14 protein-coding genes are annotated in these 16,889 nt (G+C 67.6%); all 14 read right to left on the minus strand.

Going from position 1 to position 16,889, the window contains the following annotated elements; all coding sequences use genetic code 11:
• Position 1: 1 nt before the first annotated feature.
• Positions 2–481, minus strand: coding sequence for a chemotaxis protein CheW (locus IG194_RS05270; RefSeq protein WP_009621111.1), 480 nt, complete (start codon positions 479–481; stop codon positions 2–4).
• Positions 482–555: 74 nt separating this feature from the next.
• On the minus strand, positions 556–1,431 hold the full coding sequence (locus tag IG194_RS05275) for a CheW domain-containing protein (protein ID WP_058490770.1): 876 nt from the start codon (positions 1,429–1,431) through the stop codon (positions 556–558).
• A gap of 83 nt (positions 1,432–1,514) precedes the next feature.
• On the minus strand, positions 1,515–2,303 hold the full coding sequence (locus tag IG194_RS05280) for a ParA family protein (RefSeq protein WP_009621108.1): 789 nt from the start codon (positions 2,301–2,303) through the stop codon (positions 1,515–1,517).
• A gap of 46 nt (positions 2,304–2,349) precedes the next feature.
• On the minus strand, positions 2,350–3,234 hold the full coding sequence (gene motD, locus IG194_RS05285) for a flagellar motor protein MotD (protein ID WP_043267433.1): 885 nt from the start codon (positions 3,232–3,234) through the stop codon (positions 2,350–2,352).
• 13 nt (positions 3,235–3,247) lie between these two features.
• A complete protein-coding gene (locus IG194_RS05290; protein ID WP_009621106.1) occupies positions 3,248–3,988 on the minus strand; it encodes a flagellar motor protein in 741 nt (246 codons plus the stop codon).
• Positions 3,988–5,082, minus strand: coding sequence for a protein-glutamate methylesterase/protein-glutamine glutaminase (locus IG194_RS05295; RefSeq protein ID WP_058490772.1), 1,095 nt, complete (start codon positions 5,080–5,082; stop codon positions 3,988–3,990). The genes IG194_RS05290 and IG194_RS05295 overlap by 1 nt, the downstream gene beginning before the upstream one ends.
• A gap of 52 nt (positions 5,083–5,134) precedes the next feature.
• The gene (locus IG194_RS05300) at positions 5,135–7,393 is read right to left on the minus strand and encodes a chemotaxis protein CheA (protein WP_058490774.1); all 2,259 of its coding nucleotides are present in this window, start codon (positions 7,391–7,393) and stop codon (positions 5,135–5,137) included.
• 30 nt (positions 7,394–7,423) lie between these two features.
• A complete protein-coding gene (locus IG194_RS05305) occupies positions 7,424–8,212 on the minus strand; it encodes a protein phosphatase CheZ (protein WP_009621100.1) in 789 nt (262 codons plus the stop codon).
• Between the two features lie 19 nt (positions 8,213–8,231).
• Positions 8,232–8,606 carry a chemotaxis response regulator CheY gene (locus IG194_RS05310; RefSeq protein WP_009621098.1) on the minus strand — a complete coding sequence of 125 codons (375 nt, stop codon included), beginning with the start codon at positions 8,604–8,606 and terminating at the stop codon, positions 8,232–8,234.
• 225 nt (positions 8,607–8,831) lie between these two features.
• Positions 8,832–9,575, minus strand: a complete 744-nt coding sequence (fliA, locus tag IG194_RS05315; RefSeq protein ID WP_043267440.1) for an RNA polymerase sigma factor FliA — start codon at positions 9,573–9,575, stop codon at positions 8,832–8,834.
• Positions 9,572–10,423 carry a flagellar synthesis regulator FleN gene (gene fleN / locus IG194_RS05320; RefSeq protein WP_370311049.1) on the minus strand — a complete coding sequence of 284 codons (852 nt, stop codon included), beginning with the start codon at positions 10,421–10,423 and terminating at the stop codon, positions 9,572–9,574. The genes fliA and fleN overlap by 4 nt, the downstream gene beginning before the upstream one ends.
• Positions 10,424–10,550: 127 nt before the next feature.
• Positions 10,551–11,855 (minus strand): flagellar biosynthesis protein FlhF, encoded by a 1,305-nt coding sequence (gene flhF / locus IG194_RS05325; RefSeq protein WP_058490776.1) that lies wholly within the window; start codon positions 11,853–11,855, stop codon positions 10,551–10,553.
• An 11-nt stretch (positions 11,856–11,866) separates the two neighbouring features.
• Positions 11,867–13,990 (minus strand): flagellar biosynthesis protein FlhA, encoded by a 2,124-nt coding sequence (flhA, locus tag IG194_RS05330; protein WP_009621090.1) that lies wholly within the window; start codon positions 13,988–13,990, stop codon positions 11,867–11,869.
• Positions 13,991–14,494: 504 nt separating this feature from the next.
• Positions 14,495–16,876: an efflux RND transporter permease subunit gene (locus IG194_RS05335; RefSeq protein ID WP_009621088.1), complete on the minus strand. Its 2,382-nt coding sequence runs from the start codon at positions 16,874–16,876 to the stop codon at positions 14,495–14,497.
• Positions 16,877–16,889: the final 13 nt, after the last annotated feature.

Below are 16,889 nucleotides of genomic sequence, written 5' to 3' on the forward strand. Positions count from 1 at the left end.
CTCAGATGCTCTCCAGCTCCGACCACTCTTCCTCGGTCATCATCTTGTCCAGCTCGACCAGGATCAGCAGCTCGCCGTTCTTGTTGCACACGCCCTGGATGAACTTGGCCGACTCGTCGTTGCCGACGTTGGGCGCGGTCTCGATCTCCGACTGGCGCAGGTAGACCACCTCGGCGACGCTGTCGACCAGGATGCCCACCACCTGCTTGTCCGCCTCGATGATGACGATGCGGGTGTTGTCCGAGACCGGCGCCGGGGCCAGGCCGAAGCGCTGGCGGGTGTCGATGACGGTGACCACGTTGCCGCGCAGGTTGATGATCCCCAGCACGTAGCTGGGCGCGCCCGGCACCGGGGCGATCTCGGTGTAGCGCAGCACTTCCTGGACCTGCATCACGTTGATGCCGTAGGTCTCGTTGTCCAGACGGAAGGTGACCCACTGCAGGATCGGATCCTCAGCACCTTGCGCAGACGTCTTGTTCATATCCCTAGCCTCTCGTGTTCGGCCACGCTTGAAGGGTAGCGCGGCGGTTGTCGTTCAATTGCGTTGCCGGCCCGTCAGTGACGGGCCTGGCTGCGGAGCGCGCCGCTGTCGATCAGCCCGGCCAGGGCCGAGACGTCGAGCAGCGCGCACATCTGTTCGATCACCGTGCCGGCCAGCCACGGGCGTTGCTGGCGCTGGCTGCGCCATTTCACCTCGGACGGGTCCAGGCGCACCGAGCGGCTGACCTGGTGCACCGCCAGGCCCCACTCGTAGCCCTGCACGGAGATCACGTACTGCAGGCCCTCGCGGTAGTCGTCGCGGTAGCGCTCGGGCATCACCCAGCGCGCGGTGTCCAGCACCTTCAGGTTGCCCGACTGGCTGGGCAGGATGCCGAGGAACCAGTCCGGCTGGCCGAACAGCGGCGTCAGCTCCTTGCCGGCCAGCGGGTAGATCGAGCCCAGGCACACCAGCGGCACCGCCAGGGTCAGCCCGGCGACGTCGAACAGCAGGCACTCGAAGGGCTCGGCGGCCCACTCCGGGCGGCCGTCGTCGAGCAGCGCCAGCGGCGCCGGGGGCATCTGCGCGCTGCCCGGGCGGTGCAGGTCGATCACCTCGTCGGCAGCCTCCACCGGCGGCGCGGCTTCGACCACCGGCGCGACGGGCAGCGGCGCCTCGGCCAGCGGCAGCGGGACAGCGGCGCGGGTGACGCGGTGGGCATCGCGCACCTGTTCCTCGAGCACCGCGGCCTCGAACTCGTCGAGGCTGACGCTGCTGACGGGCTCGGCGACCGGCTCCGATGCAGGCGCCGGCACGGCGGCCAGGGCCGGGGCGACCGGCGCGGGGGCCGGCGCCTCGACCTCGAAATCGTCGAATGTGGCCTCCTGCAGCAGCGCGTCCAGGTAGGACTGCAGCGCGAGCTGGGGGCGTGTGGCGGTAGCGGAGCGGCTCATGCAGAAAATCCGCGCAAAGGGTTCACCCAGTCTATCGGCTGGACCGGGCCCGGACTTGAAGGCAGCCGTCGGAAAAACATCGCTCAGGCCACCTGGCTCGCCGGCACCTGGCCGAGCAGGTGCTTGAGCAGCGCGCGGTAGGCGATCACCCCGCGGCTGTTGGCGTCGTGGCGCGACGGCACCACGCCGTGGCGGCTGGCGTCGCGCAGGCGGGTGTCGATCGGGATGAACGCCGGCCAGAGGGTCTCCGGGTAGGTGTCGCGCAGCATGCGCAGGGCGCCGATGGAGGCCTGGGTGCGGCGGTCGAACAGCGTCGGCACTATGCTGAAGGGCAGCGCCTGGCGCCGCGAGCGGTTGACCATGTTGAGGGTGTTGACCATGCGTTCCAGGCCCTTCAGGGCGAGGAACTCGGTCTGCACCGGGATCACCAGGTGCTGGCTGGCGGCCATGGCGTTGACCATCAGCACGCCCAGCAGCGGCGGGCTGTCGATGATGGCGTGGTCGAAGTCCTGCCACAGCTGCGCCAGGGCCTTGGAGATCACCAGGCCCAGGCCGTTCTGCCCGGGCGACTGGCGCTCCAGGGTGGCCAGGGCAGTGCTCGACGGCAGCAGGGCGATCTTCTCGTGGCTGGTGGGCAGCAGCAGTTGCCGCGGCAGGCCCTCGGGCACCGCGCCCTGGTGCTGGAACAGGTCGAAGACGCTGTGCTCCAGGGTGTCCGGATCGTGCCCGAAGTAGCTGGTCATGGAGCCGTGGGGGTCGAGATCGACCACCACCACGCGCTTACCGGCGTCGGCCAGCAGGCCGGCCAGGGCGATGGACGAGGTGGTCTTGCCGACGCCGCCCTTCTGGTTGGCTACCGCCCAGACTTTCATGCTGCTCTCCCCGGTCCGTATGCTCGGTTCATGTACTTCATCTTTCTCAGCTTCCAGGAGTCGGCGCCGGCGGCGGGGAATTGACGCCTCCGGCCGCGGGCGCACCACTGGCAGCCACCGGTGCAGGTTGCGTGCCAGCCTGCCGCAGGGCGCCGTCGGGCTGCGCCTTGGCGCTGCCCACGCCGCTCACGCTGCGGCGCACTTCCAGGTTGCGGGAGATCACCAGCACCACCCGGCGGTTGCGCGCGCGGCCCTCGGCGCTGGCGTTGTCCGCCACCGGCTGGAACTCGCCGTAGCCCACCGCGGCCAGGCGCGAGGGGGCGACGCCGTCCTGGGCCAGCAGGCGGACTATGCTCGCTGCCCGCGCCGTGGACAACTCCCAGTTGGTGGGATACTGGGCGTTGTGAATGGGCACGTTGTCGGTGAAGCCCTCGACGTGGATGGGGTTCTGGTAGGGCGCCAGAATCCTGGCGACCTTCTCGACGATGCCGAAGGCGGCGTCCGCCGGCATGGCGTCGCCGCTGGGGAACAGCAGGCTGGAGTTGAGGGTGATCTCGATCCACAGCTCGTTGCCGCGCACGCTCAGCTGGTCGCTGCCGATCAGGTCGCCGAACTGCTCGCGCACGGCGTCGGCGATCTGCGTCAGCGGGTCGCCGTCGACATTGTCGTCGCCGCCCTGCTGCATGGCGTCGTTGGGCTGCTGGGTGGTGCGCGGGCGGTCGTCGCCCACCGGGATCGGCTTGATCGAACGGTCCGGCTGGTTGAACACGCCGGTCAGCGTCTCGGAGAGGATCTTGTACTTGCCCTCGTTGATCGAGGAGATGGAGTACATGACCACGAAGAAGGCGAACAGCAGGGTGATGAAGTCCGCGTAGGACACCAGCCAGCGCTCGTGATTCTCATGCTCCTCGCGGGGCGGTCGACGGGCCATGGCGCGGCGCCCCTCAGCCGACGAAGCCTTGCAGCTTCAGTTCGATGGAGCGCGGGTTCTCGCCTTCGGCGATGGACAGCAGGCCTTCCATCAGCATCTCGCGGTAGCTGGACTGGCGCAGCACCAGGCTCTTGAGCTTGTTGCCCACCGGCAGCAGCAGCAGGTTGGCCATGCCCACGCCGTAGATGGTGGCGACGAAGGCCACGGCGATGCCGTTGCCCAGCTGGCTGGGGTCGGCCAGGTTGCCCATCACGTGGATCAGGCCCATGACCGCGCCGATGATGCCGATGGTCGGCGCATAGCCGCCCATGGCCTCGAACACCTTGGCGGCCTGCAGGTCGCGGCCTTCCTGGTTGAACAGGTCGACTTCGAGGATGCTGCGGATGGCCTCCGGCTCCACGCCGTCCACCAGCAGCTGCAGGCCCTTGCGGGCGTAGGGGTCGGGCTCGGCGTCGGCGATGGTCTCCAGGCCCAGCAGGCCTTCCTTGCGCGCGGTCATGCTCCAGCCCACCACGCGGTTGATGCCGCCGGCCAGGTCGACCTTCGGTGGCAGCACTATCCAGCGCAGCAGGCTCAGGGCACGCTTGAGCACCAGCACCGGGGTCTGCACCAGGGCCGCGGCCAGGGTGCCGCCGACCACGATGAGCGCCGCCGGGCCGTTGGCCAGGGCGCCGATGTGCCCACCCTCGAGGAAGTTGCCGCCGATGATGGCGACCAGCGCGAGGATCAGGCCGACCAGGCTCAGCACATCCATCAGCCACAGGCCTCGGAGAGGTGCCGGCCGATGTCGTCGAGGCTGTACACGGCGTCGGCCAGGCCGGCCTTGGCGATGGCCATGGGCATGCCGTAGATCACGCAGCTAGCCTCGTCCTGGGCCCACACCTGGCTGCCGCTCTGCTTGAGCATGCGCGCGCCCTCGCGGCCGTCGGCGCCCATGCCGGTGAGCACCACCGCCAGGACCTTGTCGCCGTAGGCCTTGGACGCCGAGCCGAAGGTGACGTCGACGCAGGGCTTGTAGTTCAGGCGCTCGTCGCCGGGGAGGATGCGCACCACCCCGCGCGAGTCGATCATCATCTGCTTGCCGCCGGGCGCCAGCAGGGCCAGGCCGGGGCGCAGGTGGTCGCCGTCCTCGGCTTCCTTGACGCTGATCTTGCAGAGCTTGTCCAGGCGCTCGGCGAAGGCCTTGGTGAAGGCCGCCGGCATGTGCTGGATGAGCACCAGCGGCGCGGGGAAGTTGGCCGGCAGCTGGGTCAGCACCCGCTGCAAGGCTACCGGCCCACCGGTGGAAGTACCGATGGCGACCAGCCGGTAGGGCTTACGCTTTGGCGCGGCGGAGGCCGCCGGGGCCGAGGCAGGCGCCGGCTGTGTGGAGGCGCGCGGCGCGCTGCTGGCCGGCGCCGGGGCGCTGGCGCTGCTGTTCGGCGTGCTCAGGACCGAGGCATAGCGGCGGTTGGCGCGGGCGATGCTGTGGACCTTCTCGCAGAGCAGCTGGCGCACCTTCTCGGGGGTGCGCGAGATGTCCTCGAAGTTCTTCGGCAGGTAGTCCACCGCGCCGGCGTCCAGGGCGTCGAGGGTGACGCGGGCGCCTTCGTGGGTCAGCGAGGAGAACATCAGGACCGGCGTCGGGCAGCGCTGCATGATGTTGCGCACCGCGGTGATGCCGTCCATCAGCGGCATCTCGTAGTCCATGGTGATGACGTCGGGCTTGAGCGCCAGCGCCTGCTCGATCGCCTCGCGGCCGTTGGTGGCCGTGCCGACCACCTGGATCTGCGGGTCGGCGGAAAGAATCTCCGAGACGCGGCGGCGGAAGAATCCCGAATCGTCCACTACCAGGACTTTGACAGCCATAAACACTCCTGATTAAAGCCTTGCGGGCGCGCGGGCGTCCCCGCGCGCCGGATCAGATACGCCGCGCGTAGCGCTTGAGCATGCTCGGCACATCGAGGATCAACGCGATGCGCCCGTCGCCGGTGATGGTCGCCCCGGCCATGCCGGGGGTGCCCTGGAGCATCTTGCCCAGGGGCTTGATCACCACTTCTTCCTGGCCCACCAACTGATCGACCACGAAGCCGATGCGCTGGGTGCCCACCGAGATGATCACCACGTGGCCCTCGCTGGATTCGTCGCACTCGGCGCCCGGCACCAGCCAGCGCTTGAGGTAGAACAGCGGCAGGGCCTTGTCGCGGACGATCACCACCTCCTGGCCGTCGACCACGTTGGTGCGCGACAGGTCGAGGTGGAAGATCTCGTTGACGTTGACCAGCGGGAAGGCGAAGGCCTGGTCGCCCAGCATCACCATCAGCGTCGGCATGATCGCCAGGGTCAGCGGCACCTTGATGACGATCTTCGAGCCCTGGCCCTTGGCCGAGTAGATGTTGATGATGCCATTGAGCTGGGAAATCTTGGTCTTCACCACGTCCATACCGACGCCGCGGCCGGATACGTCGGAAATCTCGGTCTTGGTCGAGAAGCCCGGGGCGAAGATCAGGTTGTAGCAGTCGGACTCGCTCAGGCGCTCGGCGGCGTCCTTGTCCAGCAGGCCCTTCTCCACCGCCTTGGCGCGGAGGATGTCCGGGTCCATGCCCTTGCCGTCGTCGGAGATCGACAGCAGGATGTGGTCGCCCTCCTGCTCGGCGGACAGCACCACCCGGCCGCCACGCGCCTTGCCGGCGGCCTCGCGCTCCTCGGGCGACTCGATGCCGTGGTCCACGGCGTTGCGCACCAGGTGCACCAGCGGGTCGGCCAGGGCCTCGACCAGGTTCTTGTCCAGGTCGGTCTCCTCGCCCACCAGCTCGAGGTTGATCTCTTTCTTCAGGTTGCGCGCCAGGTCGCGCACCAGCCGCGGGAAGCGTCCGAAGACCTTCTTGATCGGCTGCATGCGCGTCTTCATCACCGACATCTGCAGGTCGGCGGTGACCACGTCGAGGTTGGCCACGGCCTTGGCCATGGCTTCGTCGCCGCTGTTGCTGCCCAGGCGCACCAGGCGGTTACGCACCAGCACCAGCTCGCCGACCATGTTCATGATCTCGTCCAGCCGCGCGGTGTCCACGCGCACCGTGGTTTCCGCCTCGCTGGCGCTCTTTTCGTGGGCCGGGGCGGGAGCCGCGGCCGGGCGCGGGCTGTCCGCGGGCTTGGCGGCCGGCTTGGGCGCGGGCTTGGGCTTGGCCACGGCGGCCGGCTCGACGGCCTTGGCCGGCGCGGGGGCGGCTTGCGGGGCCGGCGTGGAAGCGGCGTCGGCACTGAACTTGCCCTTGCCGTGCAGTTGGTCCAGCAGCGCCTCGAATTCGTCGTCGGTGATGTTGTCGCCGCCAGCGGCGGGCGCCTCGGCTTCGGCCGGCGCAGCGGAGGCGACCGGCGCGGCGGGTTCTTCCGCCGCACCGCCGAACTTGCCCTTGCCGTGCAGCTGGTCGAGCAGCGCTTCGAACTCGTCGTCGGTGATCTCGTCGCCAGCGGCCGGCGCTTCGGCCGGAGCGGGCGCGGCGGCGGCCGGCTCTTCCGGCTGGCTGCTGGCGCCGCTGAACTGGCCCTTGCCATGCAACTGGTCGAGCAGGGCCTCGAATTCGTCGTCGGTGATCTCGTCGCCGGCGCCGGCAGCCTCGGCCTGTGGCGCTTCAGCCTGCGGCGGCTGTTCGGCCTGGCTGCCCGGCTGCAGGGCGTCGAGCAGCTGCTCGAACTCGGCGTCGGTGATGTCGCCATAGCCGGCCGGCTCGGCGGCGGGCTCCGGCGCGGCGGCTTCCTCCTGGGGCGCGGCTTCGACGGCGTCGTCGTCGCCCGGCTCGGCCAGGCGTGCCAGCGCGGCGAGCAGCTCCGGGGTGGCCGGGGTCGGCTCTTCCTGGTCGCGGACCTGGGCGAACATGACGTTGACCGTGTCCAGCGCCTGCAGGACCACGTCCATCAGCTCGGAAGTGACGCGGCGTTCGCCCTTGCGCAGGATGTCGAAGACGTTCTCCGCGATGTGGCAGCACTCCACCAGGGCGTTCAGCTGGAGGAAGCCGGCGCCGCCCTTGACGGTGTGGAAACCACGGAAGATGGCATTGAGCAGGTCCATGTCGTCGGGCCGGCTTTCCAGCTCGACGAGTTGCTCGGACAGTTGCTCGAGAATCTCGCCGGCCTCCACCAGAAAGTCCTGGAGGATCTCATCATCGGCGTCGAAGCTCATTCGGTGCTCCCCACGGTGTGTTCACACACCTCAAAAACCAAGGCTGGACAACAGGTCATCGACATCGTCCTGACCGGATACGACGTCCACTCTCTTATCGGCAGCAACCTGCGGACCTTCACCCTTGGACGATCTTTCTTTTTCCACCGCCGTGCGCAGGCCCTCGTGGTCGTGCTCGATGCCGGCGTAGCGATCCACCTGCCCGGCCATCCAGACCAGCTTGACCAGGTTGCTCTCCACCTCGGTGACCAGCCTGGTGACGCGCTTGATCACCTGCCCGGTGAGGTCCTGGAAGTCCTGCGCCAGCAGGATGTCGTTCAGGTGCGCGGAGAGCTTGCGGCTGTCCTGGGCGCTGCTGTAGAGGAAGGCCTCGACGCGCTTGGCCAGCTCGCGGAAGGCCTCCGGCCCCAGCTCGCGGCGCATGAAGCGCGACCACTGTTCCTGCAGCTCCTTGGCCTCGCCCTCGATGTGGCCGACCAGCGGCGTGCACTCTTCCACCAGGTCCATGGTGCGGTTGGCCGCTTTCTCGGTCATCTGCACCACGTACGACAGGCGGTCGGTGGCGTCGGCGATCTGCGACATTTCCTCGGCGTGGCGCGAGCGCGGGTCGATCTGGAAATTGACGATGGCGTTGTGCAGCTCGCGGGTGAGCTTGCCGACCTCCTGGTAGAGGCCGCGGTCGCGGGCTTCGTTGAGCTCCTGGATGAGCTGCACGGCCTGCTGCACTTCGCCGCGCTCCAGGCTCTCGACCAATTCGCGCGCGTGTTTCTTCAGGGTCGACTCGAAGTCGCCCCCCTTGGATTCGTTGACGAGATCCATGACGCCCTCTTGGTCGGCTTCAGCCGCCGACCCGCTCGAATATCTTCTCGATCTTCTCTTTCAGCACCTGGGCGGTGAAAGGCTTGACCACGTAGCCGTTGACCCCGGCCTGGGCCGCTTCGATGATCTGGTCGCGCTTGGCCTCGGCGGTGACCATCAGTACCGGCAGGTGCTTCAGGCGCTCGTCGGCGCGCACCGCGCGCAACAGGTCGATGCCGGTCATGCCGGGCATGTTCCAGTCGGTGACGAGGAAGTCGAAGTTGCCGCTGTGCAGCATGGGCAGCGCGGTGGTGCCGTCATCGGCTTCCGCGGTGTTGGTGAACCCCAGGTCACGCAGGAGGTTCTTGATGATGCGCCTCATCGTGGAAAAGTCGTCCACGATGAGAATTTTCATGTTCTTGTCCAAACCTGCCTCCGTCCAGTCCCGGCGCGCCGTGGCGGGCGCGCCTTGAATACCCTTGGGCGGGCGCCCTTGGCGGCGCCTGCCGTGTTGCTTGTCGGTGGCGGGGTGCCCCGCCTTTTTCGCCGCCCTCATAGCAAAGGGCCAGCAGTGTCGAACCGACGGAATTCTATACGCCCCGCCGGAAAAATCCGTTACTTCCTTGCGCCCACCGGTCGCTCAGTGCGCCCGCCACTCCGAAAGCCGGGCCCGCAAGCGCGCGGCGCACTGGCTGTGCAGCTGGCTGACGCGCGACTCGCTGACCCCCAGCACCTCGCCGATCTCCTTGAGGTTGAGCTCCTCGTCGTAGTACAGCGCCAGCACCAGGCGCTCGCGCTCCGGCAGCTTGGTGATGGCGTCGGCCAGCGCCTGCTGGAAACGCTCGTCCTCCAGGCCGTGGGAGGGCTCGTTGTCCAGGTGCGTGGTGTCTTCCGCCGGGCCCTGGGCGCCTTCCTGCAGCAGGTCGTCGAAGCTGTACAGGCGGCTGCCCTGGGTGTCGCTCAGGATCGCGTAGTAATCGTCGAGACTCATATTGAGTTCGGCAGCGACCTCCTGATCTTTAGCATCGCGTCCGGTCCGCGCCTCGATGGTGCGAATGGCGTCACTCACCATGCGGGTGTTGCGGTGCACCGAACGCGGCGCCCAGTCGCCCTTGCGCACCTCGTCGAGCATGGCCCCGCGGATGCGGATGCCGGCATACGTCTCGAAGCTGGCGCCCTTGCCCTGGTCGTACTTCTTCGCCGCTTCGAGCAGGCCGATCATTCCGGCCTGCATCAGGTCTTCCACCTGCACGCTGGCCGGCAGCCGGCCCAGCAGGTGGTAGGCGATCCGCTTGACCAGCGGCGCATAGCGCTGGATCAGTTCTTCCTGGGCATTGCGCGCCTGCGTCTTGCTGTACATAAGCGCTCCGGAGCCGCTCATCATACGGTCGAACCCGTGGTGGGATGCTGCACCAGGCGCTCGACGAAGAACTCCAGGTGCCCGCGCGGGTTGGCCGGCAGCGGCCAGCTGTCGACTTTCTGGGCGATGGCGCGGAAGGCCAGCGAGGCCTTGCTGCGCGGGAAGGCTTCATAGACCGAGCGCTGCTTCTGCACGGCCTTGCGCACCGACTCGTCGTAGGGGATGGCGCCGACGTACTGCAGCGCCACGTCGAGGAAGCGGTCGGTGACCTTGGTCAGCTTGGCGAACAGGTTGCGCCCTTCCTGCGGGCTGTGCGCCATGTTCGCCAGCACGCGGAAGCGCGTCATGCCGTAGTCGCGGTTGAGCAGCTTGATCAGCGCATAGGCATCGGTGATCGAGGTCGGTTCGTCGCAGACGACCAGCAGCACTTCCTGGGCCGCGCGGACGAAGCTGACCACCGAATCGCCGATGCCGGCGGCAGTGTCCACCAGCAGCACGTCGATGTTCTCGCTGATGTCGCTGAAGGCCTGGATCAGCCCGGCGTGCTGCATGGGCGAGAGCTGCACCATGCTCTGCGTGCCCGAGGCCGCCGGGACGATGCGGATGCCGCCGGGGCCCTGGAGGATGACGTCACGCAGGTCGCATTCGCCTTCGATGACGTCGGCCAGGGTGCGCTTGGGCGAAAGCCCCAGCAGCACGTCGACGTTGGCCAGGCCGAGGTCGGCGTCCAGCAGCATGACGCGGCGGCCGAGGTCGGCCAGCGCCATCGCCAGGTTCACCGAGACGTTGGTCTTGCCGACGCCACCCTTGCCACCGGTGACCGCGATTACCTGAACGGGATGCATACCCATAGTCTTACCTTGTCTCTTCATCGTCCCCGGCGCGGCTGGCGCCTGGGTCTGCCGGTCGCGGTGCTCTCCCGCCACCAGCGCTTACGGATCTGCTCGAGCATCCGTATCCGCCTGGCGCCCCCGCGTGCGGGGGCGCCCCTGGAATCCGTCAGCCGACGTGTCGCGCCGGCTGCTGATAGAGGCCGGCGAACATGCCGGCCATGGTGTCTTCGCACGGCTCCTCCGGAGCCTGCAGGCTGACCGCGCGGCTGACCAGCTGGTGCGCGCGCGCCACCTGCAGATCATCCGGAATTCGCGGCCCGTCCGCCAGATAGGCAACCGGCAAGCGTTGTGCTATCGCCAGCGCCAGGGCCTCGCCCAGACTGCCCGCCTCGTCCAGCTTGGTCAGTATGCAGCCGGCCAGGCCGCAGCTGCGATAGGCGTGCAAGGCGGCCTTGAGCACCTGGCTCTGGCTGGTCGCGGCCAGCACCAGGTAATTCTTCACGTTCAGGCTCTGCGCCGCCAGGGCTTCCAGCTGCATGCGCAGCGCCGGGTCGCTGGCCGGCAGGCCGGCGGTGTCGATCAGCACCAGGCGCTTGCCCGCCAGCGGCGCCATGGCCTGCAGCAGCGACTGGCCGGGGTCGACCAGGCTCACCGGCACGTTGAGGATGCGGCCCAGGGACTTGATCTGCTCCTGGGCGCCCAGGCGGAAGCTGTCCATGCTGACCAGCGCCAGGTTGTGCGCACCGTACTTGAGGACGTAGCGCGCCGCCAGCTTGGCCAGGGTGGTGGTCTTGCCCATGCCGGCCGGGCCGACCAGAGCGATCACCCCGCCCTGCTCCAGCAGGTCTTCGTCGGGGGTGCGGATGGCGCGCGCCAGGTGGGCCAGAAGCATGCGCCAGGCCTGCTTGGGCTCGGCGATGGAGGCCACGCGTTCGAGCAGCTGGCGGCTCAGGTCCGCCGGCAGGCCCATGCGCTGCAGGCGGCGCCACAGGCCGGCCTGCTTCGGACGCTGGTGCTGCAACTGGCTCCAGGCGATGGAGCCCAGCTGCACTTCGAGCAGCTCGCGCAGGCCGTTGAGTTCGAAGCGCATGGCATCCAGCGCCTGCTGGCTGACGGCGGCCGGCGCGGCGGCGGGCGCCGGGGCGGCCATGGCCTCGGCCAGGCTCGGGCGCTTGGCCGGCTCGGCGCCGTACAATTGACGGTCCTTGCGCGCGGTGGCGGCGGCGCGCACCGGGCTGTCCAGCTCGGCGCGGGCCTGGGCGATGCGCGCCTGGGTCTGGCGCAGCTCGGCCTCCAGCGCCGGGTTCGGCTTGCTGGCCGCTGCCGGCGGTTGATAGTCCAGCGCCGCGGTCAGCTCGACACCGCCGGCGACCCGGCGGTTGCCGATGATGGCGGCATCCGCGCCCAGCTCGTCACGGACCAGTTTCATGGCCTGACGCATATCGGCGGCGAAGAAGCGTTTAACCTGCATGGCGCTGTCCTTCAGTTCTGTCCAACGGTGGCGACGATGGTGACTTGCTTGTTATCCGGAATTTCCTGGTAGGCCAGCACGCTCATGCTCGGCACCGCCATCCGCGCGAAACGCGACATCATCGCGCGGATCGGCCCGGCCACCAGCAGGATCGCCGGCTTGCCGAGCATTTCCTGGCGCTGCGCGGTCTCGACCAGCGAGCGTTGCAGTTTTTCCGCCATGCCCGGCTCCAGCAGAATGCCGTCTTCCGAACCTTGTCCGGCCTTCTGCATACTGTTCAGCAAAATCTGTTCCAACCTGGGTTCCAGGGTGATCACAGGCAGCTCCGGCTCTAGTCCCACAATGCCTTGGACGATTGCGCGGCTCAGCGCCACGCGTACCGCTGCCACCATGGCGGCGGGATCTTGACTCTTGGCGGCAACGTTGGCGATGGCCTCGGCAATGGTGCGGATGTCGCGCACCGGCACCTGCTCCTGCAGCAGGTTCTGCAGGACCTTGAGCAGGGTGGACAGGGAAATCAGCCCCGGAACCAGTTCTTCCGCCAGCTTCGGCGAGGTCTTGGCCAGCAGCTGCAGCAGTTGCTGGACTTCCTCGTGGCCGAGCAGCTCGTGGGCGTGCTTGTGCAGCACCTGGTTGAGGTGGGTGGCGACCACGGTGCTGGCATCCACCACGGTGTAGCCCAGGGACTGCGCCTGGTCGCGCTGGCCGGGCTCGATCCACACCGCTTCCAGGCCGAAGGCCGGGTCCTTGCCGGCGATGCCGTTGAGGGTGCCGAACACCTGGCCGGGGTTGATCGCCAGCTCGCGGTCCGGGTAGATCTCCGCTTCCGCCACGCTGACGCCCATGAGCGTCAAACGATAGGCGTTGGGCAGCAGGTCGAGGTTGTCGCGGATGTGCACCGAGGGCATCAGGAAGCCCATGTCCTGGGACAGCTTCTTGCGCACGCCCTTGATCCGCGCCAGCAGCTGGCCGCCCTGGTTGCGGTCCACCAGCGGGATCAGCCGGTAGCCGACCTCCAGGCCGACCATGTCCACCGGGGTGACGTCGTCCCAGCCCAGCTCCTTGGTTTCCTGGCTGCGCTGGGCCGGCAGCAGTTCCTGCTGGCGCTGGGCTTCCTGGACCTCGGCCTGGGCCGCCTTGCGCTGGCGCTGGACGATCATCCAGGCGCCGCCGGCGGCCACGGCGCCGAGGCCGATGAAGGACACGTGCGGCATGCCCGGGACCAGGCCCATGGCGATGAGGATGGCGGCGGAGATGGCCAGCGCCTTGGGCGAGGCGAACATCTGCCGGTTGACCTGCTGGCCCATGTCCTCGGAGGAAGACACGCGGGTCACCATGATCGCCGCGGCGGTGGACAGCAGCAGCGACGGCAGCTGCGCCACCAGGCCGTCGCCGATGGTCAGCAGGGCGTAGACCTTGCCGGCGTCGCCGAACGACATGGAGTGCTGGATCACGCCGATGGCGACGCCGCCGATCAGGTTGATGAAGAGGATCAGCAGGCCGGCGACGGCGTCGCCGCGGACGAATTTCGAGGCACCGTCCATGGAGCCGTAGAAGTCGGCTTCCTGGGCCACCTCGGCGCGGCGCTTCTTGGCCTCGGCCTGCTCGATGAGGCCGGCGTTGAGGTCGGCGTCGATGGCCATCTGCTTGCCGGGCATGGCGTCGAGGGTGAAGCGTGCGCTCACCTCGGAGATCCGCCCGGCGCCCTTGGTGACCACCACGAAGTTGATGATCATGAGGATGGCGAAGACCACGATGCCGACCACGTAGTTGCCGCCGATCACCACCTCACCAAAGGCCTGGATCACCTTGCCGGCGGCGGCGTGGCCGTCGTGGCCGTGGAGCAGCACCACGCGGGTGGAGGCGACGTTCAGCGCCAGGCGCAGCAGGGTGGCGACCAGCAGGATGGTCGGGAACACGGCGAAGTCCAGCGGGCGCAGGGCGTACACGCAGACCAGCAGGACGACGATGGACAGGGCGATGTTGAAGGTGAAGAGCACGTCCAGCAGGAACGGCGGGATCGGCAGGGTCATCATGCCCAGCATCGCCAGCAGCAGCAGCGGCACGCCCAGGTTGCCACGGCCCAGGCCGGCCAGGTTGCTGCGCACTGTTCCGATCAATTGCGTACGATCCACCCCGAACTCCCCTACCCTGGTACAACAAACTTTTGACGCCGAGAGTGGCGCCGACAGGGTATTTGCAGGAAGTGTTCCAACTTTGCCGGAGCCAGGTGTGGCGCGGATTTCCGACGAAATCCCGGAGGGCGGCCGAGGCCAACGGCGGATAACCGCGAACGGTTATTCGCCCTACGGCGGGAGTGGCGACGTTGCCAGGAGTATCAGGATGGCAACAAATTTTCCGGCCGCTCAGGACAGCCCCCTCTCCCGCTTGCGGGAGAGGGTTGGGGAGAGGGCGCTCTAAAGCCCAGCACCTAAAGTCCCCTGCAAACCCCGTTCGCGAGCAAGCTCGCGCCTACGAAAAGCACCTCGGCAGCGCTTCCTTGTAGGAGCGCGCCCTGCGCGCGATTCGCGGGCAGGGCCCGCTACACGTCCGGATATTTCCCGTCTGTGGACCCGCCCTCGCCCCGACGGGCAAAAAAAACCGCGGCCGGAGCCGCGGTTTTCCGGGTCACGCCAGGATCAGTGGACCAGGATCGAGGCTTTCTTCGCCCGGACCTTCTCCGGGTTGATCAGGAAGCGGGCCAGGGCCGGCAGCAGCCAGAGCGCGCCGAACATGTTCCACAGCAGCATGAAGGTCAGCATCAGGCCCATGTCGGCCTGGAACTTGATCGCCGAGAAGATCCAGGTGGCCACGCCGATGGCCAGGCACAGGCCGGTGAACAGCACGGCCTTGCCGGTGGACTTCAGCGTCTCGTAGTAGGCCTCCTGCAGCGACAGGCCCTGGCGCAGGAAGGTCTCCAGGCGGGTGTAGATGTAGATCCCGTAGTCCACGCCGATGCCCACGCCCAGCGCGATCACCGGCAGCGTCGCCACCTTCACGCCGATACCGAGGGTGGCCATCAGCGCGTTGCCCAGCACCGAGGTGAGGATCAGCGGCAGGACGATGCAGAGGGTCGCGGTGAAGGAGCGGAAGGTGATCATGCACATGACCGCCACGCAGATGTACACCAGCACCAGGATGATCAGCTCGGACTGCTTGATCACCTCGTTGGTGGCCGCCTCGATGCCGGCGTTGCCCGCGGCGAGCTTGAACTTCAGGTCATCCTTCTCGTGGTCCTTGGCGAACTCCTGCACGGCGTGCACGGCGCGGTCGAGGGTCTCGGCCTTGTGGTCGTTGAGGAACACCAGCAGCGGCGCCAGCGAGCAGGCGCTGTTGTACAGGCCGTCGGCGCGGCTGATGGAGTTGTTCAGCACGTCCTTGTTGCGCGACAGGGTTTCCCACTTCAGGTTGCCCTCGTTCATGCCCTTGATCACCTGCTTGGACACGGTGACCAGGGAGATGGCCGACTGCACGCCCTCGGTGTTCTCCAGCTTCCACGACAGCTCGTCGATGGCCTGCAGCGTCTGGTGGCTGGAGCAGCCCTCGGCCGCCGACTCGACCATCACCACCAGCACGTCGGAGCTGGTGGAGTAGTTGCGGATGATGAAGTCGTTGTCCTGGTTGTAGCGCGAGTCCGGGCGCAGTTCCGGGGCGCCCTGGTCGAGGTCGCCGATCTTCAGGTGGTGGCCCTGCCAGAGGCCGCCGGCGAACATCACCAGGGCGATCAGGATGGAGATGGGCGCCACCTTGGCGCTGGCGAAGTTGGACAGCAGGCGCCAGAACGGGTGCTCGCGCACGGCGTCCTTCTTGCTGCGCTCCACGGCGCGCTTGCTGATGCCGATGTAGGAGATCGCCACCGGCAGCAGGATCAGGTTGGTGAAGACGATCACCGCCACGCCGATGGAGGCGCCGATGGCCAGTTCGCGGATCACCCCGATATCGATCACCAGCAGGGTGATGAAGCCCACGGCGTCGGCGAGGATGGCGATCATGCCCGGCAGGAACAGCTGGCGGAAGGTGCGCCGCGCGGCCAGCAGCGGGGTTTCCGCGTCACTGGACTGCAGGGCGATGCCGTTGATCTTCTGCACCCCGTGGGAAATGCCGATGGCGAAGATCAGGAACGGCACCAGCATCGAGTACGGGTCCAGCCCGAAGCCGATGGTGTGCAACAGGCCGAGCTGCCAGATCACCGCCACCAGGGTGGTGGAGAGCACGGCGATGGTCGAGCGCACGCACTTGGTGAACCACAGCAGCAGCACCAGGGTGATGACGAAGCAGATGCCGAAGAAGCCCACCACCATGACCAGGCCGTCGATCAGGTCGCCGACCTTCTTGGCGAAGCCGACGATGTGGATCTTCACGTTGGGGTTCTGCGCCTGGTACTTGTCGCGGATCTTCTCTTCCAGCTCATGGGAGAACTGGCGGTAGTCCAGCTTCAGCAGCTTGCTCTGGTCCTGGGCGTCGGGGTAGACCTCCAGCAGCGGCACGTCGACGATGCTGGACTTGAAGTTGTTCGCCACCAGGCGACCGATCTGGCCGGACTTGAGGACGTTGTCGCGCAGCTTGTCCAGGGCCTTGGCCGAGCCGTCGTAGGTCTGCGGGATGACCTCGCCGCCGGCGAAGCCCTCTTCCGTCACCTCGGTCCAGCGCACGCTGGGGCTCCACAGCGACTTCAGGCCGGAGCGGTCGACGCCGGGGATGTAGAACACCTCGTCATGGATCTGCCGCAGGGTGTCCATGTATTCCTTGGTGAAGATGTCGCCGTTCACCGCTTCCACCGAGATACGCACGGTGTTGCCGAGGTTGGAGAGGTCGTTGATGTGGCTCAGCATGTTCTGGATGAACGGGTGCTTGAGCGGGATCATCTTCTCGAAGCTGGTGGACGGCCGCACCTGGGTCGCCTGGAAGGCGAGGAACAGGGTCGCCAGCAGGCAGAGGATGATAACGATCGGACGGTTGTTGAAGATCAGGCGTTCGAGCAGGGTCGCCTTGTCCTGGTGATGCGAGTTGACTGCGTTCATAGGGCTTCCCCGG

This window comes from Pseudomonas sp. ADPe, from assembly GCF_014843515.1.
GTDB classification, from domain to species: Bacteria; Pseudomonadota; Gammaproteobacteria; order Pseudomonadales; family Pseudomonadaceae; genus Pseudomonas; species Pseudomonas citronellolis.